18 protein-coding genes and 2 pseudogenes are annotated in these 25,313 nt (G+C 48.7%); 7 read left to right on the top strand and 13 right to left on the bottom strand.

What is annotated here, in order from left to right:
- Positions 1 to 15: 15 nt before the first annotated feature.
- The 12 genes and pseudogenes from paaX to paaF form a co-directional block, all read right to left on the bottom strand.
- A complete protein-coding gene (gene paaX / locus ACN0R8_RS01795; protein ID WP_417594479.1) occupies positions 16 to 942 on the bottom strand; it encodes a phenylacetic acid degradation operon negative regulatory protein PaaX in 927 nt (308 codons plus the stop codon).
- 113 nt (positions 943 to 1,055) lie between these two features.
- Positions 1,056 to 1,412 carry a CZB domain-containing protein gene (locus tag ACN0R8_RS01790; RefSeq protein WP_417595176.1) on the bottom strand — a complete coding sequence of 119 codons (357 nt, stop codon included), beginning with the start codon at positions 1,410 to 1,412 and terminating at the stop codon, positions 1,056 to 1,058.
- A gap of 135 nt (positions 1,413 to 1,547) precedes the next feature.
- Positions 1,548 to 1,874: pseudogene (locus tag ACN0R8_RS01785) on the bottom strand (methyl-accepting chemotaxis protein); the annotation flags it as partial.
- Between the two features lie 900 nt (positions 1,875 to 2,774).
- Positions 2,775 to 3,050: pseudogene (locus ACN0R8_RS01780) on the bottom strand (PAS domain S-box protein); the annotation flags it as partial.
- A 269-nt stretch (positions 3,051 to 3,319) separates the two neighbouring features.
- Positions 3,320 to 3,523, bottom strand: a complete 204-nt coding sequence (locus ACN0R8_RS01775) for a hypothetical protein (RefSeq protein WP_417594477.1) — start codon at positions 3,521 to 3,523, stop codon at positions 3,320 to 3,322.
- 164 nt (positions 3,524 to 3,687) lie between these two features.
- Positions 3,688 to 5,577, bottom strand: coding sequence for a methyl-accepting chemotaxis protein (locus tag ACN0R8_RS01770; RefSeq protein WP_417594475.1), 1,890 nt, complete (start codon positions 5,575 to 5,577; stop codon positions 3,688 to 3,690).
- Positions 5,578 to 5,818: 241 nt separating this feature from the next.
- Positions 5,819 to 7,117: a phenylacetate--CoA ligase PaaK gene (paaK, locus tag ACN0R8_RS01765; RefSeq protein ID WP_417594473.1), complete on the bottom strand. Its 1,299-nt coding sequence runs from the start codon at positions 7,115 to 7,117 to the stop codon at positions 5,819 to 5,821.
- A 128-nt stretch (positions 7,118 to 7,245) separates the two neighbouring features.
- On the bottom strand, positions 7,246 to 8,454 hold the full coding sequence (gene pcaF, locus ACN0R8_RS01760) for a 3-oxoadipyl-CoA thiolase (RefSeq protein WP_417594471.1): 1,209 nt from the start codon (positions 8,452 to 8,454) through the stop codon (positions 7,246 to 7,248).
- 14 nt (positions 8,455 to 8,468) lie between these two features.
- The gene (gene paaI / locus ACN0R8_RS01755) at positions 8,469 to 8,960 is read right to left on the bottom strand and encodes a hydroxyphenylacetyl-CoA thioesterase PaaI (protein WP_417594469.1); all 492 of its coding nucleotides are present in this window, start codon (positions 8,958 to 8,960) and stop codon (positions 8,469 to 8,471) included.
- The gene (gene paaH / locus ACN0R8_RS01750) at positions 8,953 to 10,494 is read right to left on the bottom strand and encodes a 3-hydroxyacyl-CoA dehydrogenase PaaH (protein ID WP_417594467.1); all 1,542 of its coding nucleotides are present in this window, start codon (positions 10,492 to 10,494) and stop codon (positions 8,953 to 8,955) included. The genes paaI and paaH overlap by 8 nt, the downstream gene beginning before the upstream one ends.
- A 9-nt stretch (positions 10,495 to 10,503) precedes the next feature.
- Positions 10,504 to 11,307, bottom strand: coding sequence for a 2-(1,2-epoxy-1,2-dihydrophenyl)acetyl-CoA isomerase PaaG (gene paaG / locus ACN0R8_RS01745; protein WP_417594465.1), 804 nt, complete (start codon positions 11,305 to 11,307; stop codon positions 10,504 to 10,506).
- A 3-nt stretch (positions 11,308 to 11,310) separates the two neighbouring features.
- On the bottom strand, positions 11,311 to 12,084 hold the full coding sequence (gene paaF, locus ACN0R8_RS01740; protein ID WP_417594463.1) for a 2,3-dehydroadipyl-CoA hydratase PaaF: 774 nt from the start codon (positions 12,082 to 12,084) through the stop codon (positions 11,311 to 11,313).
- Between the two features lie 677 nt (positions 12,085 to 12,761).
- On the opposite strand from paaF, the gene paaN reads away from it, so the two are divergent.
- From paaN to ACN0R8_RS01710, 6 genes are all read left to right on the top strand, one after another.
- Complete coding sequence (gene paaN, locus ACN0R8_RS01735; protein ID WP_417594461.1) at positions 12,762 to 14,429, top strand: phenylacetic acid degradation protein PaaN; 1,668 nt, start codon at positions 12,762 to 12,764, stop codon at positions 14,427 to 14,429.
- A 169-nt stretch (positions 14,430 to 14,598) separates the two neighbouring features.
- Positions 14,599 to 15,228, top strand: coding sequence for a phenylacetic acid degradation protein PaaY (gene paaY, locus ACN0R8_RS01730; RefSeq protein WP_417594459.1), 630 nt, complete (start codon positions 14,599 to 14,601; stop codon positions 15,226 to 15,228).
- An 87-nt stretch (positions 15,229 to 15,315) separates the two neighbouring features.
- Positions 15,316 to 16,101, top strand: a complete 786-nt coding sequence (locus ACN0R8_RS01725; RefSeq protein ID WP_417594457.1) for an enoyl-CoA hydratase — start codon at positions 15,316 to 15,318, stop codon at positions 16,099 to 16,101.
- 306 nt (positions 16,102 to 16,407) lie between these two features.
- Entirely contained in the window at positions 16,408 to 17,340 is a 933-nt protein-coding gene (locus ACN0R8_RS01720) for a cytochrome-c peroxidase (RefSeq protein ID WP_417594455.1), read from the top strand.
- Entirely contained in the window at positions 17,324 to 20,875 is a 3,552-nt protein-coding gene (locus ACN0R8_RS01715; protein WP_417594453.1) for a response regulator, read from the top strand. Before ACN0R8_RS01720 ends, ACN0R8_RS01715 begins: the two co-directional genes overlap by 17 nt.
- 113 nt (positions 20,876 to 20,988) lie before the next feature.
- The gene (locus tag ACN0R8_RS01710) at positions 20,989 to 22,032 is read left to right on the top strand and encodes an HD domain-containing phosphohydrolase (RefSeq protein WP_417594451.1); all 1,044 of its coding nucleotides are present in this window, start codon (positions 20,989 to 20,991) and stop codon (positions 22,030 to 22,032) included.
- 130 nt (positions 22,033 to 22,162) lie between these two features.
- On the opposite strand, the gene ACN0R8_RS01705 is transcribed toward ACN0R8_RS01710, so the two are convergent.
- Entirely contained in the window at positions 22,163 to 24,127 is a 1,965-nt protein-coding gene (locus ACN0R8_RS01705; protein ID WP_417594449.1) for an acetoacetate--CoA ligase, read from the bottom strand.
- A 200-nt stretch (positions 24,128 to 24,327) separates the two neighbouring features.
- Here ACN0R8_RS01705 and ACN0R8_RS01700 point away from each other — a divergent pair, with 200 nt between their 5' ends.
- A complete protein-coding gene (locus ACN0R8_RS01700; RefSeq protein WP_417594447.1) occupies positions 24,328 to 25,032 on the top strand; it encodes a glycerophosphodiester phosphodiesterase in 705 nt (234 codons plus the stop codon).
- Positions 25,033 to 25,313: the final 281 nt, after the last annotated feature.

Genomic DNA, 25,313 nt, shown 5'->3' with positions numbered 1-25,313 from the left:
CCTTGGACTGAGAGCTCAGATACTCAGGCCACCAAAGCGTTTATAGAAAGCCGGGGAGGCATCAGGCAGAGGACCTTCTGCGGTCTCCAGTATCTGACTAAGGTGGTGCTCGGTTTTTTCAGTAACTAAACGATAGAGATTGCGACAGAGAAGGCGAGCGGCAGTTCCCTCCCAGTCGTTCGGCAGAAGCTCTTCCGGAAGTTGGGGGTCGCGCAGCAGAACCCTGCGGTATTCATGGATAAGCAGTGTGCGGATAAGGAAGCAATCTTCGGGATCAAGCTTGTCCTCATTTTTTAACTCATTCCAGATCGGGCGGAATTTATTCAGAAACTGCCGGTAGCTTTCAGACAACTCGTCAAGATTCCAGCAATCACGCACAAGCAGGCGAAGAGGGCGACCATTGATCACATCCTGCTTATGGGTCTGAAAAATAATGGCATCATCCAGTGCGCCCAGATCTTTCAGACTTGATTGCAGTTCGGACATATCCGCCATGGGATGTGCCATAATGCCCGGTGCAATTGGGCCAAAGCCAAGCCAGCCCAATTCCTCTTTGACATTTTTTCGTAAATCCTGATCAAGCTGACTGGTAATCACCAGGCACCACTGGCCATCCCAATCTGGTAGGACCGGAGCATAAACACGCTTGAAGGCTTTCTCAAAACGGCGGCGACCTGATGCCGTCAGGCTATAGTAACTTCGGCGGCCAATCTGCTCAGCGGTAAGCCACTCCTCTTTAGCCAGGCGGAATACGGAGGTTCTGACCAGGCGTTGATTCAACCCCAGGGGTTCAAGGCTGTTAATCAGGCTACCAAGCCAGACGGTGCCTCCTCTTGGCGCTATAGAGTCGCCATAAACGGTAATGATCAGGGATCCTGCGCGGATTGGACGTTGCTGGCAGAACTCTTCGACAAGCTGACTGACTGCACGGTTTTTGGACATAATGTTCTGTTTTATATCGCTTTTAAGTTGAGATGTACCCAGATTGTACGGAGGCGAATGCAGCCAGGCAAGGTGTGGCCTCTTATCTCTGCTCAGTCCATCAGGCTTATTCGTTAACTGTAAATACTGTGGTGCTTCTCTTCAACCATAGCATCAAGCAGAGACATAACCTCGTTGCTGGCACTTTCTGCACGATTAACTGCAGCAACAATTTCATCACGGATATCCTGATTGCTCATCCAGTTATTGGATGCGAGTTCGACCGCGAATTGGGCGCACTTATGAACCGCTTCATGAGGTTCCTGAAGCCTTTTGAAGCTGCTCAGGTGTCGGAACTGTTCGTAACCTATACCCTCATCATACCATTTGCCGAGACGGCAGTTATGATGATCAACGCTAACCGCATTGATTGCTTCTGTATGCTCCTGAGTATCCTGGATTCCAAGATAGGTTCGCTGCTTGTAAACGATATGATCGACTTTTGCCAGAATGGTGAAGTTTTTATCACTGGCGTGGGCTAAGCGTTTGTTAGTATCTATGGCAGAAGTTGCCAGTCGGGTGAAGGTTTCATGAAAACCTCCAATGTCCCGGTTCAGAGCTTCGGCTTCTCCACCTGCTTGCTCCGATGCGGTGCGCATCTGTTTAGAGCGCTCTGAGAACGTATCGATAATCCGGCTGATATTTTCTGCAGCGTCCTTCGAGCGACCTGCGAGGGTTCGCACTTCATCTGCAACGACAGCAAAGCCTCTGCCATGTTCTCCGGCCCGGGCCGCTTCAATAGATGCGTTCAGTGCCAGCAGGTTCGTTTGCTCGGAAATATCAGAGATCAATGTCAGTGCTTCAACCACGCGGCTACCATCCTGGTCCAGCTGAATCACTAAGTCCTGAATATTGCTCAATACACCTGTTATATTTGAAAGCTGATGAAGCATAGTCTCAATCACACGCTCAGAGGCTTCAACATCCTGGCGATTTTCAGTGGAGGTATTGAGTGCAACGCGAATCTCCTCAATAACGGCTGACAAGTCGGTTTGGATCGTTGACAGGTTTGGTACCAGGCAATTCACATTGACTTCATTAAGTTTTGACATCAGTTCATTACGGGAGCGTATCGTGCGCACCTGACGGATGGCGTCTAGACCGGTATTTAACTGTTCAAGTGAGCGGTATGGTGCACCAGAAACAGCTGTGCTGATAGCATATCTGTGTTCCTGACCTTCGGATACATCCTGAAAAGCACTGTCTGCTTCGAGATAGAAACTCTGCATCTGATCCAGAAGTTCATTCATCTCCCAGGCAACCTGGCCGACCTCACCAAGCCCGGAAATATCATTGACTCTATGGTGAAATTCGCCCATTTTGCTGCGTTTAATTGTGTGATGCACTCTATGCAAAACTTTAAGAGCCCGAAGCACAATACGGCGAATATATATGATTACAGCGAATACGATCAGAGGATAAAGAAGAAACCATAGACTGGCAGAGTAGAAATACTGGCCGGCAGCAGTAACCAAGGTCGCCAGTCCAAGGTGAACTCCCTGAGCAATATTGATCTGTGTATTGAGAAAAGGCAAGGCAGCGCTGTTGCTTGATGTTTGGCGGGCATAGGTTGACTGGTAACCAGATTTTCCGGAAGGCTCCGCAGGAGCTTCTTTATAGTGCGCTTCCAGCAGGTAATCACTGTAACTATCATGGCCAGCTTCCTGTAAGAGTTGCTCAAGGCAATCAAGTCCGTTATTGAAGTCTCTGCTTTCAGCTTCAAGAACCTCGGCATAAATAGGTTCAATAAGTCGTATCATGGATTCGGATGCAGGGTAGTGAACTGCGCAATAGCCAACTTTTTTCCCTTGGGCATCATAGTTTGGATACAGGGCTGAAAAACTCCAGTATTCTTTGCCAGCAGCACTGGAGTTTTTGACTAGAATAAAGGCTTCATCATCTTTTTCAAGGCGCTTCCAGACGCGATGCCATACGCAACGCGGCATTGTATGATGACGTACAAGGCTATGGTTGAATCCAATGAGTTGCTTTTCATGATACCCGGACACACGCATAAACACCCGGTTCACATAAGTGATTTTTCCTTCCAGATCGGTGATGGATACCATGGTATCACCGGTATCCGGTGTGTTAATCGGCCCTGAATCAAACTCTGACATAACGCCTCCTAGCTAAACAAATACTGGCCTGATAAATAAGCCGTTTGTACGTTCAGACAGATCATATCCTCTCAACCTTAAAGAAGGCAATTCATTAAGTTATGCTTATGCAGTTTGTTTGAAATTAATAAAACCATTAATTAGCAGATCTGTTAATAGCAGGCGTAAAAAAAGGAAGCTTTCACTTCCTTTTAATAAAAACGTTCGAAGTAGATGCTCTACGCGCTGACATCAACTTTGTTGCCAAGATGAGGCTCCACAGATGCTGCAGGCTGAACAGTACTGATGGAACTCAGTAGGGTGTCCATGATGACCTTGCCCTGGTCTTTAGCCATGCCTGCCAGTGAAACCTGTGCACTTAAAAGGGTATCCTGTTTTGCTGCGTTGCTTGCAAAGGCTGCTGTACTGCTTGAAATATCCATCTAAATAATCCCTCTGGATTTACATGTATGTCTTTATAATAGCGGCCATTCAGGGAAAACCTGAAGCGATCTTCAGATTTTTTTGTAACTTAATGTTTATAGTAAAGTACAGTGCCCTGAACTGGCTTGCGATAGCTTAACTCAGCTTAACGTAAATTAAAGTGTCAGACTACGAAACGACTGGACTCTTTTTTCAGGTCGGACGCCAGGCTTGATAGCTCTTTTACTTGCCGCTCACTTTCATCTGCATCCAGCGCAAGGTCATCTGCTACACTTCGAATGACATCCGTGTTGCTGTGAATCTCTTCACTGAGCGCTGCTTGTTGTTCTGTTGCGCTGCTGATATGGGAAGCCACGTGACTGATCTCCTCAACAGCCTCAAGTATCCTGGTGAGCATTTCCTTGGCCAGGCCTGCGTCATCCACGCTTTTCTTAGCCAGAACGCTGCTATCCTGCATGAGCCGGGTCGCTTCTACAGCGGATTGTTGAACAGACTCCATTACTTGCTGGATTTCACTGGTTGAACTGCTGGTTCTCTGGGACAGGTTACGGACTTCATCGGCAACAACAGCAAACCCTCTGCCAGCTTCACCGGCACGGGCCGCTTCAATGGCAGCATTAAGAGCCAGAAGGTTAGTTTGCTCGGCAATTTCTTCAATGGTATTCAGGATGCCGGTGATACCCTGGGCATGTTCGTTAAGCTTTGTGACAACATCACCCGCACTATCGAGTTTTGATGCCAGAGCATCAACCGAATCCTGGCTTTTAAGCACCTGTCGGATACCATCCTGACCCAGGGTGAGTGTTTGGCTGACCTGGGTATTAGCGTTATGAACGTGTTGAATAATATCCTGTGTCGACTGAGCCAGCTGGTTGATAGCCTCAGCGACAGCACTGGTTTCTGTGCGTTGCTGGTAGATTTTCTGGCCATTCTGCCTGGTTTTTTCCGCAATAATATCGGATTGATTAGTGAGGTCGCAGGCTGTCTCTTCCAGTTTGCCCACGGTCATATGCAGGCTCTTAACGAAATGGTTGAAATCATCAGCAAGTTTTCCCACTTCATCATGGCTGTGGCTACGAATACGCTGCGTTAAATCACCTTCGCCTTTGGCGATATTGCCAAGGGCCGCGCCAACACGGTGGAGGTCTTTTAGCAGTATTTTTACCATGAAGGCAACGGACAACATCACCAATAGGAAAATTGATAGGCTTATGATGATTTGAATGCTCAGTGTTTCAGTGAAGGGGCGCATTTCTGTGGCATTATCAACTTCAACACCCAATAGCCATGATGAGTCAGGAATGCCTACAATCCGCACCAACTTTTTACCGCCTGCAGTTTCCACTTCTGTCAGTGGTTGGTTACTGGTCAGGCTCTGATTGACCTGTTCGCTGAGATTAGGGTACAGGTGGGAGATGGGTTGCAGCTGAAAGGCCTGATTCTGATGTGCAATAATGAGCCCTTCATTGTTTAAAAGAAACAGCTGGCTGTTATCACCTGACTCGAATGATGTGATTTCTGCAAAGAGCTGTTTGAGCTGCAGGTCAGCACCTATAACTCCGGTTATCTGTCCATTCTGAACGAGAGGGCGCGCGATTGTGAATGTCATCTCTTTGGTGGTTCTGTCTTCGTAGGGACCTATCAGCACCATCTCTTTTTCTTGCATCGCTTGCTTATACCAAGGGCGAGTACGTGGGTCATAACCATTGACAAAGAAAGTACGACCATTGCTGCCTATGCGCGTGCCATCGGTCAGGCCTGCGAAAATTGCAATAAATTCACCGGACTCCTGGGTCAGATTCAACTGACCAATAAAAGCATCCTGATCTGCAGGGCGCTCGGCAAGGGTGTTCAAAAGCTGGTACTTGGCTGTAAGCCAATGCTCTATGCCTTTACCTACAGCATTTGAGACACCATCAACCCGCTGGGAAACATTGGACTGTGTCATATCTGATAACCGAAAAGCAGAGAACCCGGTCAGTGCGAGCGCCGTGATAAAGACAGCTAGAGTAGCCATCACAATAATCTTCATCCGAAGAGAGAGCTCTTTCATTAGAGAGTCCTTTTTATAATTCTCCTGGAGATACGAAGCATCAAGGCAGGGTACAGCACAAGGGTCTGTTCATCCTCGAACCTGGCAGGATATTTATTAATGATATTTTTGTAGAGATTAATACTGTCGGTACAGACCAATGTATAGGGAATGGCAAATAAGGGAATAGATCCAGGGCAATAAGAAGATAAAAAAATCCCCGGCTTTATCCGGGGATAGGGGATGTGCTGTTGTAGAGAGGTTATCTCAGATCAGTAACCCGTTTTGCTTTACCCTCTGAGCGGGCCAGTGTTCCGGCAGGCGCTATATCAATTTTGGTGCTTATACCCACAACTGACTTGATATGGTGTTGTAGCTCTTTAGTGATAATACCATGATCCGCATTAAGAGCTTCAGGTGTCAGCTCAACTCTGACGTTGACGATATCCAGGTTGCCCTGTTTGGCTACAATGATCTCATAGTGAGGAGTCAACTCCGGAAGCTTTAGGATCTGCTCTTCAATCTGAGTCGGGAATACATTCACACCCCGAATGATCAGCATGTCATCGGAACGGCCGGTAATCTTGTCAATACGACGCATTGGGCGTGCTGTACCCGGTAATAAACGGGTCAGATCGCGAGTCCTGTAACGGATAACGGGCAGGGCTTCTTTGGTTAGCGAAGTAAATACCAGTTCGCCGTATTCACCATCCGGCAGAACTTCCCCTGTATTCGGGTCGATAATTTCCGGATAGAAGTGATCTTCCCAAATAGTAGGACCATCTTTAGTATCAGCACATTCCATGGCAACACCCGGGCCCATTACCTCGGACAGCCCATAAATATCAACGGCATCAATACCCAGTCGATTCTCAATGTTGTTGCGCATTTCGTCGGTCCAGGGCTCGGCCCCAAAGATACCGATGCGAAGAGCCATTTCCTGAGGGTCTACTCCCTGGCGCTCCATCTCATCGATCAGGTTCAGCATGTATGACGGTGTCACCATGATGATATCCGGATCGAAATCGCGCATTAACTGTACCTGTTTCTCCGTCTGGCCGCCGGACATTGGAATAACTGCACAACCCAGGCGCTCCGCACCATAGTGAGCCCCCAGACCGCCGGTGAATAGGCCGTAACCGTAGGATACATGCACTTTATCGGTGTTGCGGCCTCCGGCTGCACGAATAGAGCGCGCCACAACGTCAGCCCAGACATTGATATCGTGCTGGGTATAGCCGACAACCGTCGGCTGGCCGGTTGTACCTGATGATGCATGGACACGCACGACTTCACTCATGGGAACTGCAAATGAGTTAAAAGGGTAGGCATCCCGTAGGTATTGTTTGGTGGTAAACGGGAATAGCTTCAGGTCGTCCAGGGTTTTCAGGTCTGAAGGGTGTACACCTTTTTCATCGCACAGCTTACGATATGCCAGAACGTTGTTATAAGCATGCTTGATGCTGAATTTCATTCGGCTGAGCTGAAGGGCACGGATCTCATCAATACTTGCAGTTTCAATTGGATCGAGGGCGTTAGGATCGACTTTAACGTTCATCATAATTATTGTCCTGTTAAAAACTCTTGTTTTTCTTGTTCTGCAGCTTGGTGTTACGCATCTATTTATGGGCTATGGGTATTCATGTATACAGGGTCACCATAGGGGCAGCCCTGTAGGGTTGCTGAGACTCAGACGCGCTCAATGATCAGAGCGATACCCTGACCAACACCGATACACATGGTGCATAGGGCATAGCGGCCACCGGTACGGTGTAGCTGATACATGGCTGTGGTTACCAAACGTGCTCCGGACGCACCCAGCGGGTGGCCCAGGGAAATAGCACCACCGTTTGGATTAACGTGCTCGGCATCATCCGGGAGACCCAGGTCACGCATCACAGCCAAACCTTGGGAGGCAAAGGCTTCGTTCAGTTCGATCACATCCATCTGATCCAGTGTCAGACCTGCTTTTTCCAGTACTTTGCGGGATGCTGGTGCAGGGCCAAAACCCATGATTCGCGGCTCAAGACCTGCAGTGGCCATGGCTACAACGCGGGCTTTCGGCGTCAGACCGTGTTTTTCAGCCGCTTTCTTAGAGGCGATCAGCAGAGCGCAGGCACCATCGTTTACGCCGGAAGCGTTGCCTGCTGTTACCGAACCACCGTTACGGAAAGGCGCTTTCAGCTTGTTCAGAGCCTCAAGGGTTGTTCCGGCGCGAGGGTGCTCATCGGTATCCACGATCACAGGATCGCCTTTACGCTGTGGAATGGTTACCGGGCAGATCTCTTCTTTGAACAGGCCTTTCTCCATTGCTTCAGCAGTTTTTTGCTGGCTGCGGAAAGCAAATAGATCCTGATCTTCACGGGAGATGTTGAAATCTTCCGCCACGTTCTCAGCAGTTTCTGGCATGGAGTCCACACCGTACTCAGCTTTCATCTGCTTATTGATAAAGCGCCAGCCGATGGTGGTGTCATGCAGGCCATTAGGATTGCGGCTGAACGCAGACTCTGCTTTGCCCATCACAAAAGGAGCCCGTGACATGGATTCACAGCCGCCAGCAAGCATCAGGTCAGTTTCGCCAGCTTTGATGGCACGGGCTGCCATGCCGATGGCATCCATACCTGAACCACAAAGACGGTTAATTGTGGTGCCGGGAACGCTGGTTGGCATGCCTGCCAGCAGTGAGGACATGCGGGCAACATTGCGGTTATCTTCACCGGCCTGATTAGCGTTACCGTAGATCACATCGTCAATTAAAGACCAATCAACCTGAGGGTTGCGCTCCATCAGGGCTTTAATGGGGATTGCGCCAAGATCATCAGCGCGAACCGAGGACAGGCTACCGGCATAGCGGCCAAAAGGGGTGCGAATTGCATCGCAGATATAAGCGTCTTTCATGCTTAAGTTTCCTCTTATTGCTCTGATGTTGTACGTGTGTCGGAGTCTGTTTCAGTGGTAATGATCTCGCCTTTAATCTGGCGGGATTTTCCACGGAAATGAGCGATAGTCTGGCCGCTGGAGTCGCTAATGGTGACATCATAGATACCGCTACGCCCGGTCAGGCTTACTTTTTTCGCTTCAGCAATCAGGGTGTCACCCAGCTTGCCCGGTGCAACAAACTCGATATTGCAGCCTGCCGCTACCGTGACCTTGTTGTAGCTGTTACAGCTGTAGGCAAAAGCGGTATCTGCCAGAGTGAAGATCATGCCACCGTGGCAGATTGCATGGCCGTTGGACATATCTTTACGCACCAGCATACTAAGCTTGGCGTAGCCTTCCCGGACTTCCAGGATCTTCATACCCAGAGCCTGAGCGGCCCAGTCGCTTTCGTACATAGTTTCAGCACAGCGACTGGCGAGTTCGTCCGGTGTCAGGTTTTCTAATATGGTGTTTTCGTTAGCCATGGAAGGTCTGTGCTCCAAATACTTTACGACGTAGCAGTGGAGAAGGGCGATAACGATCTTCTCCATAGCTATTGACCAGATGGGTCAGAACGGTGTGGATCTGTTCAAGGCCAATACTGTCGGCCCAGGCCAGAGGGCCCTGTGGGTAGTTGACACCGCTTTGCATGGCGATATCGACATCTTTAGCTGAACAAACCTGTTGGTTTACGGCATCTGCGCCTTCATTTGCCAGCATAGCAACCGTGCGCATCAGAACCATGCCAGCAATATCATCGATTACAGAAACCTGCATACCGATTGCCTGGAATAGACCTGCAGCCTGGTTCAGGCTTTCTTCTGAGGTCTGATCGGCTTTCGTCAGGGCGATACGGGTGGCTTGGTTGTAATCCAGCGCCAGATCAAACAGCACCAGTTGACGGCGTTGCGCAACAGAGGCTCTTTCGGTTGCCATACGGCCATCCGTTAAAGCGATAACCAGATCACCGATAGAGATACGACCATTGTGATCGTGTTCTGTGGAGCGGTGCACCTTAATGCCCGCTGCTGCAATACGTGCGATCAGGGGTTCAGCGCAGCCCATCTCACCTTCAACGGTGATACTGGTTGGTGCATTCTGCATGGCCAGTGTTTTAGCTTCAGGCTTTTCGGCACCGTCAGAGTAATTGTAGAAGCCACGGCCGGTTTTGCGGCCATGGAAGCCCGCTTCCACCAAATCTTTCTGTATCAGAGATGGCAGAAAACGCTGGTCACCATAGTAGGCATCAAATACAGAGGAGGTTACTGCATAGTTTACGTCGTGGCCGATCAGGTCCATCAGCTCGAATGGCCCCATGCGGAACTGACCTGATTCACGGGCGATGGCGTCGATTGTCGCCTCGTCTGCGGCTCCTTCCTGAAGCACGCGCATGCCTTCAGCATAGAAAGGACGGGCTACACGATTAACAATAAAGCCGGGTGTCGACTTCGCCATAACCGCATGTTTGCCCCAAGCAATGGACAGGTCGTAAACCAGTTGAGCCACAGAATCAGAGGTTGCCAGGCCCTTGATCACTTCCACCAACTTCATAATCGGAGCCGGATTGAAGAAGTGCATACCCACCAGATTCTCCGGGCGTTTCAGAGCTGAGCCGATAGCCGTCACTGAAATAGAGGAGGTGTTGGTCGCCAGAATGGTATCTTCTGAGCAAAGTGCTTCCAGTTCAGAGAAAACTGACTGTTTAACCGTCAGGTTTTCAACAATCGCTTCAACCACCAGTTTTGCAGGCGCCAGATCGTCGAGCGTCTCAGTCGCCTGAATGCGGCCAACCAAAGCGTCTTTGTCGGCTTCCGTCATTTTGCCGCGAGCAACCAGCTTCTCAAGGCCTTTAGCCGTTCGGTCAAGACCTGCCTGAGCCGCACCTTCCATTTTGTCGTAAAGCAGTACCGTATGGCCAAACTTAGCGGCCACCTGAGCAATACCTGCTCCCATAGTACCGGCACCGATCACGGCAACGATATCATTAGCGGTTATGGGATTAAGAGTGTTTGCAGTCATAACAAGCCCTCACTGACCTTTGAATGATGGCTGACGTTTTGCCATAAAGGCTGCAACGCCTTCACGGTAATCGTCGGTACGGCCCGCGATAGTTTGCAGGTCGCGTTCAAGGTCCAGTTGCTGATCCAGTGTGTTGCTGGCTGATGCCTGAATGGCGCGCTTGATTAGCGCCAGGCCTTTTGTTGGCTGGGTAGCCAGCTCTTTAGCCGTTGCGATAGCGGTTTCTTTTATCGCTTCGTCATCAACGGCTTTCCAGATCATGCCCATCTTTTCGGCATCTTCTGCAGTTACACGGTCACCCAGCATAGATAGCGCCATGGCGCGGGCCTGACCAACCGAGTGAGGCAGCGTCCAGGTGCCACCAGAGTCTGGGATCAGGCCAATTTTGCAGAATGCCTGAATGAATTTGGCGGATTTAGCGGCAAACACAATATCGCAAGCCAGCGCGATGTTAGCGCCAGCGCCAGCAGCTACACCGTTAACCGCACAAATTACCGGCATTTCCAAGGCCCGTATGCTGCGGATCATAGGGTTGTAGTTTTTTTCAATGGACTCACCTAGGTTAGGGGCTTCTGTACCCGGTGCAACGTTACGATCACTCAGGTCCTGACCCGCACAGAAGCCACGGCCATTACCTGTGATCACCAGCGCACGAACGTCCGGGTTTTTCTTTACTTCTTTCAGTGCTTCGCGGACTTCAGCATGCATTTCTGCGTTAAAGCTATTCAGGCTGTCCGGGCGATTAAACGTCAGAATGGCCGTGCCATCCTCCAGCACAAATTCGATGTTGTTATAGGTTGCGTTGAATGACATGACTCAGCGTCCTTTAAATTCAGGTTTACGTTTTTCCATAAAGGCGGCGATGCCTTCACGGCGATCCTCGGTAGCGGCCAGCATAGTGAATGACTTGCGTTCAATATTCAGGCCGGACTCAAGGTCGGTTTCAAATGCTTTCAGCAGGGCTTCTTTCGCGAGACGAACGGCAATAGGTGGCTTTTTCGCGATGGTATTGGCTAACTGGTGGGCACGTTCGATGGTTCTTTCAGGAATAACCACTTCAGCGATCAGATTAGCTTGCAGGGCTGTTTGCGCGTCGATCATCTCGCCGCTCAGAACCATTTTCATGGCCAGAGGCTTACCAACGGTTCGGATAAGGCGCTGTGTGCCACCGGCACCAGGAATAATACCGAGGTTGATCTCAGGCTGGCCGAAAAGAGCGTTGTCGCCGGCGATGACAATGTCGCAGTGCATCACCAGCTCACAACCTCCGCCTAAAGCGTAGCCATTAACTGCCCCGATCAGAGGTTTACTGAACTGGTAGATACGTTTCCAGTGCTTTGGGCGAGGGTCGTTCATCACACCAACAGCATCCAGAACCGCCATCTCTTTGATGTCCGCACCGGCAGCGAAGACCTTAGGGCCTCCGGTGATAACGGCGACGCGAATGGATTCATCCTGATCGGCCAGATCAAGCACATCTGCCACTTCGCTGAGTAGCTGTGTATTTAGTGCGTTGTAAGCCTCAGGTCGGTTAAGAGTGATCGTCAGAACACCCTCAAGAGATTGAGTGGTAATAGTCTGATATGTCATTCAGGCAGTATCCGGTTGCAGTGTTGCTTAGAAAAAGCTTGTTATTGGAATTCCGGCTGATTTTTTCTCTGCATCTGAAATCGGCACTTCATGTCTGAGTCCACAGCTCTTTGGCTGTTGTCTATCAGGCTGAATATATCCGCAGACAGCATGACACGGATGTCATTATTTGCCCGTTATTGCAGAGAGTAAGCGGACAGAATTCTTTTTGTTCTGTACTAAAGACTACCGTAAAGGCATAAAGGGATACAAGAGTTAAATTGAAGGGCAGGGTTTCGGTATCGCAAATTATGGTGTATCTTGAAATCATTGATTAAACAGGGCAAAACGCTTCTGTTCTTAGTATGACTGCATCTTTCGAAGGTTTACTAAGAATAGACAAAGTCTCAGTCCACTGCTGGTTTTAACGGCTGTTTTAGCTAGATTGGTTGCTGGTTTTGTCGGAAGTTTGTCTCTACGCGTTTCATAAAAAATGAGCTGAGTTTTGGTTGAACCGGTTAACAGGCATAAAGGCAATTTTGAGTACGCAATAAAGCTTAAAATAACGCTTTTGCTGCTCTGGGGTGATCATTTCAGTATCAAAAGCAATCAAGCTGCAGGTGCTCTGGCATCAGATGCGTGTCACAGGGTTTACACAATAATAATGTGATACGGAATAACTTGGAGAGATCGATAAAATGAGTCAAGAACAGTTTTTTCAGCGTCATCAGGAAACTCTGGAACATGCGGTAAGCGCCATTAAATCCCGTGATTACTGGGCGGCTTATCCGGAAAACCCAAGCCCACGAGCCTACGGTGAAACAGCTGCTGCTGATGGTGAGGCGGCTTTTAATGCTCATTTGGGTAAAGCATTTCAGCTGGAAATGCCGGGTACCACAGGTGAGATTGCCGGTGAGGTTTCGCCATACGGCATCGAAATGGGAGTGAGTTACCCAAAAGTTGATTTTGACCAATTAATCCCTGCGATGAAGCAGGAAGTGAAAGCTTGGCGGGATGCGGGCCCTGATGTTCGCGCTGGTATCTGTCTTGAGATTCTGGAACGTCTGAACAAGCGCAGCTTTGAAATTGGTCACGCGGTTATGCACACATCAGGCCAGGGTTTTATGATGGCCTTCCAGGCGGGTGGCCCTCACGCTCAGGATCGTGGTCTGGAAGCAGTTGCCTATGGTTACCGTGCGATGAAAGAAGTTCCGGCGGAAGCGACCTGGACTAAACCTCAGGGTAAGCATGACCCTCTGGTAATGAATAAGAAATTCCATATTGTGCCCCGTGGTGTTGCCGTCGTTGTGGGTTGTTCAACCTTCCCGACCTGGAACACCTATCCGGGCATGTTTGCGTCCCTGGTGACTGGTAACCCGGTTATCGTTAAGCCGCACCCTGCGTCTATTCTGCCAGCTGCGATCTCTGTGAAGGTTGCTCAGGAGGTACTGAAAGAGGCAGGCTTTGCCCCGCATATCGTGTCTATGGTTGCCGACACACTGGATGCTCCTGTGACGAAAGAGCTGGCAACCCATAAAGATGTGAAAGTGATCGACTTCACCGGTTCCAGCTTCTTTGGTAACTGGCTGGAACAGAACGCGACACAAGCTCAGGTTTTCACCGAGAAAGCCGGTGTCAACACGGTCATTATCGACAGCGTTGCCGATATCAAAGCGGTTGCCCGTAACCTGGCTTTCACCCTGAGTCTCTACTCCGGCCAGATGTGTACCACGACTCAGGCGATCTATATTCCCCGCGATGGTATCAAAGCAGGCGACAGCCAGATGAGCTTTGACGAAGTTGCACAGGCACTGTCTGTTGCGACATCTAAGTTCCTGGGTGATAACGACCGCGCCTGCATGGTTCTGGGTGCAATTCAGGCTCCAGCAACGGTGGCGCGCATTAAAGAGTGTGAGTCACTGGGTGAAGTGGTTCTGGCCAGCGAAAAACGTGAGCATGCTCAGTTCCCGAATGCTGAAGTTCACACGCCACTGATACTGAAAGTCGATGCTTCTGATATTGAAACCTATAGCGAAGAGCGTTTCGGCCCGGTTTCTTTTCTGATTGCCACCGACAGTACCGCTCACAGCATGGCGCTGGCAAACCAGGTGATCTCTGAGAAAGGTGCGATCACTCTGGGTGTTTATTCCACAGATGAAGACGTACTGGATCAGGCTGAAGAGCTGGCAATGGATGCTAAAGTTGCCCTGTCTGTAAATCTGGACGGCGGCGTATTCGTTAACCAGTCTGCTGCTTATAGTGACTTTCATGCGACCGGTGGTAACCCAGCTGCCAATGCATCGTTAACCGATACCGCGTTTGTTGCCCGCCGTTTTGTTGTGGTGCAGAGCCGTCGCCACGTATAAGTGATCTTGCGGATAGCAGAGCGCCCTCTTCTGAGGGCGTTTTTCTGTCTGGAGGTTGTCTTTTATTGTTATTCTGATGCTGCTTTTGTGCCAGTTGGCTTGCATCTGATCTGCCAGCCTGCTGTTTGCCCGTTAACAATAAAAACCTCAAATAAGAAGGATAATAACCATGCACAAAAAAATTTTTGAAGGTCAGGTATACAGTATTGACGGCATTGTGCCGGTTGTTGATCCCACTGCTTTTGTTCACCCCACGGCTGTTCTTATCGGTGATGTCATTATCGGGCCCAACTGCTACATCGGGCCGAATGCCTGTCTGCGTGGTGACTTTGGTCGTCTGGTGATTAAGTCGGGTGCCAATGTGCAGGATACTTGTGTGATGCATGGCTTTCCCGGCACAGATACCATCATTGAAGAGAATGGCCATATCGGTCATGGTGCGGTTCTGCACGGTTGCCATATTGGAAAGAACGCCCTGGTGGGCATGAATGCTGTGATTATGGATAACGCGCGCATTGGAGAGTCCTCTATTATTGCGGCCTGCGCCTTTGTTAAGGCTGATTTTGAATGTCCCCCCCGGACGTTGATGGCAGGTACCCCGGCAAAAGTGATTCGTGAACTGTCCGATAAAGAGATCGCCTGGAAAGGCAAGGGCACAGCGGAGTATCAGAATTTGACCCAGCGATGTCTGCAAACCATGGAGCGGGTAGAGCCACTGACAACCCCGGAATCAGACAGGAAGCGAGTTGATATTCCCGATGTCAAACCGCTTTATGAAGTTAAGCAGTCAGAAGACTAAGCCGTTTCTATCGGCCAGCCTAAATTGAGAGCGTTCGCGAAAACTTAGCGGGCGTTAAAAAAAGCTTGAGAAGCTAAGGAAAACCAAGTGTCCTATCAAAATATTCTTGTGGAAGCTCGTGGAGCTGTTGGTTGGATTCAATTGAATCGACCACAGGCGATGAATGCACTGTCAATGGCATTGATTACTGAAGTGGGTCAGGCAATTGAAGCATTTCAGGCTGATGATGAGATCGGTGCCATGGTGATTACCGGTAATGAAAAAGCCTTTGCAGCTGGTGCTGATATTAAAGACCTGGAGGATCAGTCCTTTATTGATCTGTTCCTGAGTGACTTTCCTTACAATCGTCGTGATGGTTGGGATAGCCTTAACACTGCCCGTAAGCCGATTATTGCGGCTGTATCCGGTTTCGCTTTGGGTGGTGGTTGTGAAATGGCGATGGCCTGCGACTTTATTCTGGCCTCTGAAACCGCCAAATTTGGTCAGCCTGAGATTACTATCGGTACTATCCCTGGAGCGGGTGGTACCCAGCGTCTGACTCGTGCGGTGGGTAAGGCCAAAGCAATGGAGATGTGCCTGACGGGGCGCATGATGGATGCTGATGAAGCAGAGCGGGCAGGGTTGGTGAGCCGTATTCTCCCGGTGAACGATCTTGAAGCAGAGGCGCTTAAGGTTGCAGGTAAAATCGCCCGCTTATCTCGCCCTGTGGTCTATATGACGAAAGAAGCCGTCAATGTCGCTTTCGAGAGCACACTGCAGGAAGGGTTGCGTTTCGAGCGCCGTGCTTTTGCCTCAACCTTTGCGGCGGAGGATCAGAAAGAGGGGATGTCAGCGTTTGTTGAGAAACGCAAACCTGAATTTAAAAACCGATAGGTTTTCCCTGTTTGATAACAGCCTCTGGTAGTCAGGGCGAGTACTCGTCCGCTGGGGGCTTATCGCCTATTACTCTATTTACTCTATTTTCAAATTTATTCCTGTCTGATTGTGCCTCAGCAATCTATCTTTAACAAAAGCCTTTGTTTTTTTCTTTTTACTTTATGATGCATCTCATAAAGAGGCATTGTACTCACAAAGTCGGCTTGAATATAAATAAGGGGTATTTAAAATGAATTATATTGAATATGCTCCTTATATACCGATGATCCGTAACCGGATTTTGCCTCAACGAGCTAAAAAATAATGCAGAGTCGGATAGACTGGAAGTTGATTGTATCTCCCCTGAATGACGCCGCGCCAAAAGTGAGAGCGACCTTTATCTGGCTTTTAAGTATTATGGCTTGTGTCCTTATATCGCCGGTTTACGCTGAACCCTCAATAACACGGGGCTTAAGCTTGGAGAAGTTTGGGAAGCAGATTTTCTCAGATCGTCGCTTTTCGGCTTCGGGCCAGACGTCATGTCGCTCTTGCCATAAGCCTGAATTTGCCTTCTCGGATCAACGGGCGGTATCGATAAAGGACGATGGGACGGAGACGGAGCTTTCCACACCGGCTCTTTTTAATATGAAGCAAAAGATAGGCTTTTTTTCTCTGCAGCCTGTTTTTTCTCTTAAAGCTGCCGTCGAGCGTTGCTTTAAGCGCAACCAGAGCTCAGATGGGATGGATATCTATGCCGTGCTGGAAGGTGATGCAGGCTTAAGCCGGTTTGTTATTCACAATTTTGGCCGAGTCAGTTCAGATGCCGTCTACCAGTCTGTTGCCGCTTACCTGAAGACGATTCAAACATCGAATAGCCGATATGACCGCTATAGGCAGGGAGAACTAAGTGCTTTGACCTATTCGGAGCAGTCTGGAATGGTACTGTTTGAGCAAAAGGGTTGTATTTATTGCCACGGCGGCAAGGAGATGGGTGGGATGGTCTATTCAGATAGTATTGATACCAGTGTCGATCGAGATGTTCAGGCGCTTCGGTTGCGCAACCTCTCTCTGACAGCACCTTACTTTAGTGATGGTTCAGCCCGGACGCTTTCGGAGGCGATTTATCGTATGAGTAAGCGTTACAGTGCGACTCCTATTTCTCAAAACGATCTGGAGAAAATCCGCTTGTTTCTGCTGAGCAATGAAAGTTCGATCAGCGATTTTGAAGGACCGGTACGCTATGAAAATGAACGCTAAGTTTCGGCAAAAATTTTCGATAGCTTTTCTCTGGTACTGCATTGCGGGCCTGATACTCCTTTTTCCGGTTATGGTGTTTCTTCTGCAGCCAGCTTCAGATGCGGAGCAAAGCAATCTGAGGGAACAGATTCATCAGCAGAAAAATATCCTGTCCCAGCTCCGGGCAGAGACTGCATTGCTGACGTCAGGGCACAGAGCTAAGCCCCGTGATGAGATTCTCTATCTGCTTGATCAGCTCTACAGCAGTGTTTGGGCGGTGGACCAGAGCCTTAATCAGATTGATGGGGATATAGAGAATATTCGGCGCAGCTGGGAGCGCTATGCCAGAAGGTTGGGCGAACTGCAGGAAATTATTCTTAATATTTCTTCTGCATCGGCTCTTTATGGATTGTCTGTTACTCAACTGGAAAGTGTGTTTTCAAGAGCCGAACAGATACTGTATCGATCAGATCTTCCCGAGGAGATGATACAGTATTATGACCTGAAGATGGTTAAGTTGATGCTTATGGCATTGGGTTATGCTTCTTTACCCTCAGATACGGCAGCCATGAAGCTTGAGTCTGAGCTGGAATCGGTTCGTATTGATGCGAACTCGATACCTTCTGTAGAGGCTCAGCAGGCATTTGGTGAGGTTGTGCGTTATGTCGATAACCTAGTGTCCTCAACGCAGCAGATCAGGGATAATGCTGTTCGGTTGTCGGTGCTGCCCAGTTATTATCATTTGGATAGCTTCGATATTCGTTTTGAAACATGGGTAAACCAGGTACAGAAGCAGCAGCGACAAAGTCGATGGGCACTGCTGATCACGGTTGTTCTGTTGGTCAGTGTTGTTGCAGCAGTTCTATTCCGGTTAAAGCATACTCAGGAGCGCTTGTTGAAAACACTCAGCCGCCTATCAGCTTATAAAAAAGCGATGGATGAGCATGCTATTGTCAGTATTACCGACGCCCATGGAAAGATAGAGTACGTAAACGCTAAGTTTATTGAGGTTTCCGGGTTCAGTGAAAATGAGTTGATTGGACGCAGCCACAAGCTGATTAACTCTGGCGTACACCCTAAAGGTTTTTTTAAATCCCTTTGGGATAAGGTGCACAGCGGCGAGAGTTGGCACCATGAGGTCTGTAACCGGAGAAAAGATGGTCGTCTCTATTGGGTTAACGCCACTGTGGTTCCTATGATGGATGAAGAGGGGTGTGTGACCTCTATGATTTCTGTCAGAACTGATATTACCGGTATTAAGAAAGTAGAACGCGCACTTACGGCTGCAAAAGAACATGCCGAAGTTGCTAATCAGGCAAAAAGTGATTTTCTGGCCAATATGAGTCATGAGATCCGAACGCCTATGAATGCCGTAATTGGTATGAGTCACCTTGCTCGGCAAGCCTCTCAGGACGATCAAGTTGTCGGCTATATTGATAAAATTCAGTACTCTGCCCAAAACCTCTTGTCCATTATTAATGATATTCTCGACTTCTCCAAAATCGAGGCTGGGCGTCTGGATGTTGAGAAAATCCCATTCCGTCTGGACAACGTCATTCATCATCTGGCAGACATCGCTTCTGTAAAAGCAGATGAAAAGCACCTGCCGCTTTTGTTTGACGTAGATGGGGCTATTCCCGAAAACCTTCAGGGTGACCCTCTCCGTTTAGGCCAGGTGTTGCTGAATTTGGTGAATAATGCGATTAAGTTCACCGATAATGGCGAAGTGGCTGTTTCAGCCCGCATGCTTGATAAGGATGAAGAAACTGTTCAGATTCGTTTTTCGGTGCGGGATACAGGTATTGGTCTTTCGCAGCGACAGATAGATCGTTTGTTTCAGTCTTTTTCTCAGGCGGATACATCCATCACGCGCCAATATGGTGGAACGGGTCTGGGGCTTGCGATCAGCAAGCAGCTGGTAGAGCTTATGCAGGGTGAGGTAGGGGTGCACTCTGTTGAAGGTGAGGGCAGTGAGTTCTTCTTTACCATCACGTTTAAGCATCTGAAAAATGATAATCAGCCTGTTGAGGTTGACCTAGCCAGAACTCGTGTATTGGCAGTGGACGACAATACAACAACTCTGCAGAGCGTTCGTGAGTTGCTTGAGTTTCAGGGCATACCTGTGGAAACAGAGTCTGACGCCCCTGCGGCACTGAATCGGTTGGTGAACGCTTCTGCGGTTGGTGAATCACCTTTCAATGTACTCTTGATAGACTGGCTCATGCCTGTAATGGATGGTTTTGAAATCGCAAAAGCGGTGCGTAATAACTCTGCTCTGCCACTGCAACCTGCGATCATTATGCTCACAGCTCACGGAGGAGAAGACCTGCAGCGACGTATCAATCATAATCTTATTGATGGGGTCTTGCTCAAGCCTGTGACGGATTCGCATCTGCTGGATACTATCCGGCAGGCTGTGACGAAACGCTCAGATGTTCATCAGGGGCCCAGTATCCGTACTCTATTCAGGGAAGGGGATGAGATTAATGCTCTGCTGGGAGCTAAAGTGTTAATTGCAGAGGATAATCTGATAAATCAGGAAGTGATTTCCGGTTTATTAGAACCTTTTGGTCTTGAGTTGACGCTTGTTGGAAACGGCAGAGAGGCGGTCAGCGCCATAAATCAGAGTGAATTTGACCTGGTCTTTATGGATATCCAGATGCCGGAAGTTGATGGGTTCCAGGCTACAGCTCAGATTTTGCAGCTGCAACTTCATAAAAAGCCACCGATTATTGCTATGACAGCTCACGCCCAGAGTGAAGATGTTGAGCGTTGCCTGGCTGCGGGTATGGTGGATCATATTGCAAAACCCCTCGACCCTGAAGTTCTCAGGGAAAAGCTTGTTCAGTGGATTGAACCGCGTGTGATATCCGGCTTCTCTCCTGATACGTTAAAAGGAGAGGATGGGATAGAGATTCCATGCTACTTGCCTGGTGTAAATATAAATAAAGCACTCTACTCATTAGGTGGTAACATAAAGTTACTTATGAAATTGATGGAGCGATTCTGCAGTGACTACCAGAAAGGAGTGGCACCGGCAACACAGATGGTGGCGTCTGGTGACTGGGATACGCTCAACCGGTGGGTTCATACTTTAAAAGGCACATCTGCTACTTTGGGTATGGAGGATGTTGCGCAAGAGGCAGAAAACCTTGAGCAAAAAGGGTTTGATCACTTACGTCTTGATGACAATGGTCTGCAGCCGCTGCATGAAGCCTTGATTCGTGTGATTTCTTCAGTCTCTGAGTGCCTCAGAAGTAAGGCCGTGATCAGTAGATTCCCATCCGCTGGTTATGATGCTGACCAGTTGTTTGCCGCCAGCTTGCAGCCCTCAGCAGCTCAGTTTGATGGTCATGACAGGCTTAAAGAGCTGATACCTTCTGCTCTTAAGAAGCTGGAGGAAGGTGATCCTGATGTTCTTGAGCAGCTACCGGAGTTGCTTGAGGCTGCTCAGATCGACCCCGAGTACATGGCACAGATTGTCCGAGTTATGGAGCATGCAGAAATTTATGAGTTTGAAGAAGCCAGAAATATTCTGGGTAAGCTGGAACTCTGAATTGGCATTATGTCCGTAGAAAGAATATTAGCAATGGTTCTTTATAACAATGCGCTATCCAATAGCTGATGGTCTGCTTTCAGGCTGAGACAGAATTTAGGAATGCACACTTGATGCAAGATATGCTTAACGACCATGATCAACGCCCACGTATTCTGATTGTCGATGACTCACATCTTAATATCAGTGTGTTGTTGGGTTTATTAAAGTCGGATTATAAAACGCTGATTGCAAAAGATGGACAACAGGCGTTCTACCGGGTTTTTGGCGAACAGCCGCCTGATCTGATTTTGCTGGATATTATGATGCCTGGCGTTGATGGTTATGAGGTTTGCCGTCAACTTAAGCAGGATCCGCGTTCGAAACATATCCCCGTCATCTTTGTTAGTGCTATGAGTCAGGTAGTCGATGAGGAAAAGGGGTTAGCGTTGGGTGCGGTTGATTATATTTGCAAACCTTTCAGCCCTCCTCTTATTCTGGCCCGAATTAAGACTCATCTTGCTTTAGCATCGCAAAATCGTGAGCTTGAAAGAGAAGTATTGCGCCGTACTGAGGAGTTGGACCGTTCACGCAAGGACCTGATAAGGCGGCTTGGGTTGGCTGCGGAGTATAAAGACAATGAAACAGGTCTTCATGTTCAGCGAATGGCTGAATATACTCGTTTGATAGCCCTTGAAATGGGGGTGTCGGAAACAGACGCAGATACTCTGGCAGCTGCAGCGCCCATGCATGATATTGGAAAACTGGGTATTCCTGATGCAATTCTCTGCAAGCCTGGTCGCCTGACAGAAGAAGAGTTTGAAAGGATTAAAGATCATCCGGGCATTGGTGCCCGGATTCTGGACAATCCTGATTCTGAGTTATTGCGTGTTGCTCGTGAAATAGCTCTTTATCATCATGAAAAGTGGGATGGTACAGGTTACCCCTCGGGTCTTTCCGGAGAAGATATCCCACTTTCAGCACGGATTGCATCTTTGGCCGATGTCTTTGATGCCCTGGTATCAGAGCGGCCTTACAAGCAAGCCTGGACGGTTCCTGAAGCGATATCCCTGTTTGAAGAGCAAAAATCCAAACATTTTGATCCTAATGTTGTGAATGCTTTCAAACGTGCCCTTCCTAAGGTGCTTGAGGTAAAGGAGCGAATGAAGGAATACTGATATCGGCTCAATATAATGGTGAGCCGGATATAAAAAAACCACCCCGGAAGGGTGGTTGAAAAAACAGCACCAGAGAGCAATCAGAGGCGGTGTTGTTTGGATTTAGTTTTCTGGTTGGTACTGCATTATGTCAGCTCTGCAGTTGTGGCAGATCTTTATAGAGCTCTAGGGCTTCTGGGTTTGCCAGTGCATCGGTATTTTTAACGGGGCGATGGTGGATAACGTGGCGCACAGCCAGCTCCACAATTTTGCCGCTGATGGTTCGGGGAATATCGCTGACTTCAATGATTTTTGCCGGTACATGACGCGGTGTGGTATTTGCCCGGATCGTACTTTTAATCTCTTTTTCGATGTCCGCGTTCAGGCTGAAGCCTTCCTTCATGCGAACAAAAAGTACAACACGCACATCATCTTCCCAGTCCTGACCAATGCAGAGACTTTCCATTATCTGGTCTACTTTTTCCACCTGACGGTAGATTTCTGCAGTACCAATACGTACACCGCCGGGGTTAAGAACCGCATCAGAGCGTCCGTGAATGATCAGGCCGTCATGTTCAGTAATCTCAGCATAGTCACCGTGGGCCCAGACATTATCAAATGAGGCGAAGTAAGCGTCATGATACTTTTCACCTTTCGAGTCATTCCAGAAACCAATGGGCATGGATGGGAATGGCTTGGTACAAACCAGCTCGCCTTTATCACCACGAATAGCTTTGCCGCTATCATCAAAAATATCAACGGCCATACCGAGCCCCCGGCATTGTAGCTCACCTGCGTAAACCGGACGGGTCGGGCAGCCCAGAGCAAAGCAGGAGACGATATCAGTGCCGCCAGAAATGGATGACAGGCAAAGGTCGGCTTTGATATCGCGATAAACATAATCAAAGCTTTCATGAGCCAGTGGTGAGCCGGTTGAGAGTACAGCTTTCAGTCGCTCAAGATTGTGAGTTTCCCTCGGTTTCTCACCCACTTTCTCCAGCGCTGCGATATATTTGGCTGACGTGCCAAAGATGCTGATACCTTCCTCTTCGGCAATATTCCACAATACATTGGGGCGTGGGTGGAAGGGGGAGCCATCGTAGAGCAGTACGGTGCACCCTGTTGCCAGACCAGATACCAGCCAGTTCCACATCATCCAGCCGCAGGTGGTGTAGTAAAACAGCACATCATCACGCTTCACATCAGTATGCAGCAGATGCTCTTTCAGGTGCTGAATCAAAGTGCCGCCAACCGAGTGGACGATACATTTGGGAACACCTGTGGTGCCGGAGGAGTACATAATATATAGAGGGTGATCGAAAGCGACAGGTTCAAAGTCGATGGTCGTCGCGGAACTGTCGGCAAAATCAGACAATAGTGTTGCTTTACTTTTTGCCGGTTCTGTCAGGGTGGACAGATCAGGTGCTTCACTCACAAATGGGATAACAACTACGTGTTCGATCTCCGGCAGACGTTCCAGAATGCCCGAGACTTTCTCAAGAGAATCCAGTGTTTTCTTGGCGTAGAAATAGCCATCAGTAGTAAAGAGTACTTTGGGTTTGATCTGGCCGAAACGGTCATATACACCGTTGATACCAAAGTCAGGTGAACATGAGGACCAGACCGCACCGATGGACGTGGTGGCAAGCATGGCAATCAGGGTCTCAGCACAGTTAGGAACAAAACCTGCGACACGATCACCTTTTACAACGCCCATTTTTTTCAGGCCGGCAGCATACTGTGCAACCTGCTGATAAAGCTCATGATAGGTTAGCGCTTTGCGCTGCCCTTTCTCACCACGAAATACAATGGCAATACGATCGTCACGGTATTTAAGCAGGTTTTCGGCAAAGTTTAGCTGACTGGTGGGGAACCAGCGTGCACCAGGCATCTTATCCGGGCTTTCCAGTACGATCTCACTTTTCTTATCGGCGATAACGCCAGCAAAGTCCCATAGTTCAGACCAGAACGTCTCTGTCTTATCAATACTCCATTCAAACAGGTCGGAGTAATCATTCAGAGAGAGTTTATGGGCATCATTGACCTGCCGGATAAACTGGTGCAGATTGCTGCTTTCGATACGGTGAGAATCGGGTTGCCATAGGGGCGCACTCATGGGTGTTTGCTCCTTACTTTGTCTGATTCTGAGACGCTTCGGGTATCTGGAGCACTCAGGAATAAGAGACTGATCTGTATTGTTGTTATACTTCAAGCCACAGGCAGGTCGCCGTGGATATTTTGATAGTCATAATGTACTTTAAGTTTACGTTAACGTAAAGGTCATAATTTTCACCTCAATTAAAGGGGAAGTTGGGCATGAAATTCTTTGCTCACAGGGGAGCTTTGAAAGATGGGCCGGAAAATACTCTGATGGCCATTGATATGGCGCTGGCTGCAGGCGCTGATGCAATAGAAATTGATGTCATTGCGCATCAGGGGCGGCTGCTTGTGCATCACGACTTAAGCCTGGAGCGAACGACAAATGGTGAAGGCTTACTGGCAGCGCATAGCGTCAGAGAGTTACGCCGACTGGATGCGGGACTGGGGCAGCGGATTCCCTTTCTTGAAGAGGTACTGCTGTTGGTTGGGCACCGGGCAATAATTAATATAGAGCTTAAAAGCAAGGGGACAGCCGGACTGCTGGCCGTTTTGCTGCAGCAAAAAGCTTACCAGCCTCTGAAAAGTGGAATTTTGGTCTCATCATTTGATCATGTTGAGCTGCTGAGATTTCAGCAAAGCTGCCCTGATGTAGCGCTTGGTCTCTTACTTTATGGCACTGTGCTGTCGTTATCGGCCATTACAGGGCCTCTGAAGCTGACCTCTTTACACCTGAGTGATGAGTTTATTGATTATGGCCTGATTACTGAGGCTAAACAGCAGGGGCTGGAGGTTTATATCTATACGATCAACCAGGTTTCTCAGCTGAAAGCGCTGCAGGAAATTGGCGTTGATGGTGTTTTTACCGACTGTTCGGCTTTATGGCAGGACTGGCAAGAGATAAACTACTTGCCTATGGCATGATTTTCCGTGATAGTTAATCTTCAAAGTTAAAGGATCTGGTCATGAGTTTTTTCCGTCTTCGAGTCAGTCTGTTTGCCATGATGTGGCAAGTGAAATACAGCGCATGTTCTGCATTTTGCTCTGTGCTTGTCCTTCGCCCTGTGACGGTAGCTGCTCTTCGACGATATTGATCCTGGTTTCATTTCGAAAAAGGTCGCTTCGTCAGCGGCCTTTTTTTATGTCTGGTAGTTATCTTTAAGTCTGATTCACAGGTATTGAATCAGCTACGCGTAAAAGGAAAT

It is taken from the genome of Oceanospirillum sp., assembly GCF_048265165.1.
Taxonomy (GTDB): Bacteria; Pseudomonadota; Gammaproteobacteria; order Pseudomonadales; family Halomonadaceae; genus Oceanospirillum.
This window is presented reverse-complemented; position numbering and strand designations above follow the sequence as displayed.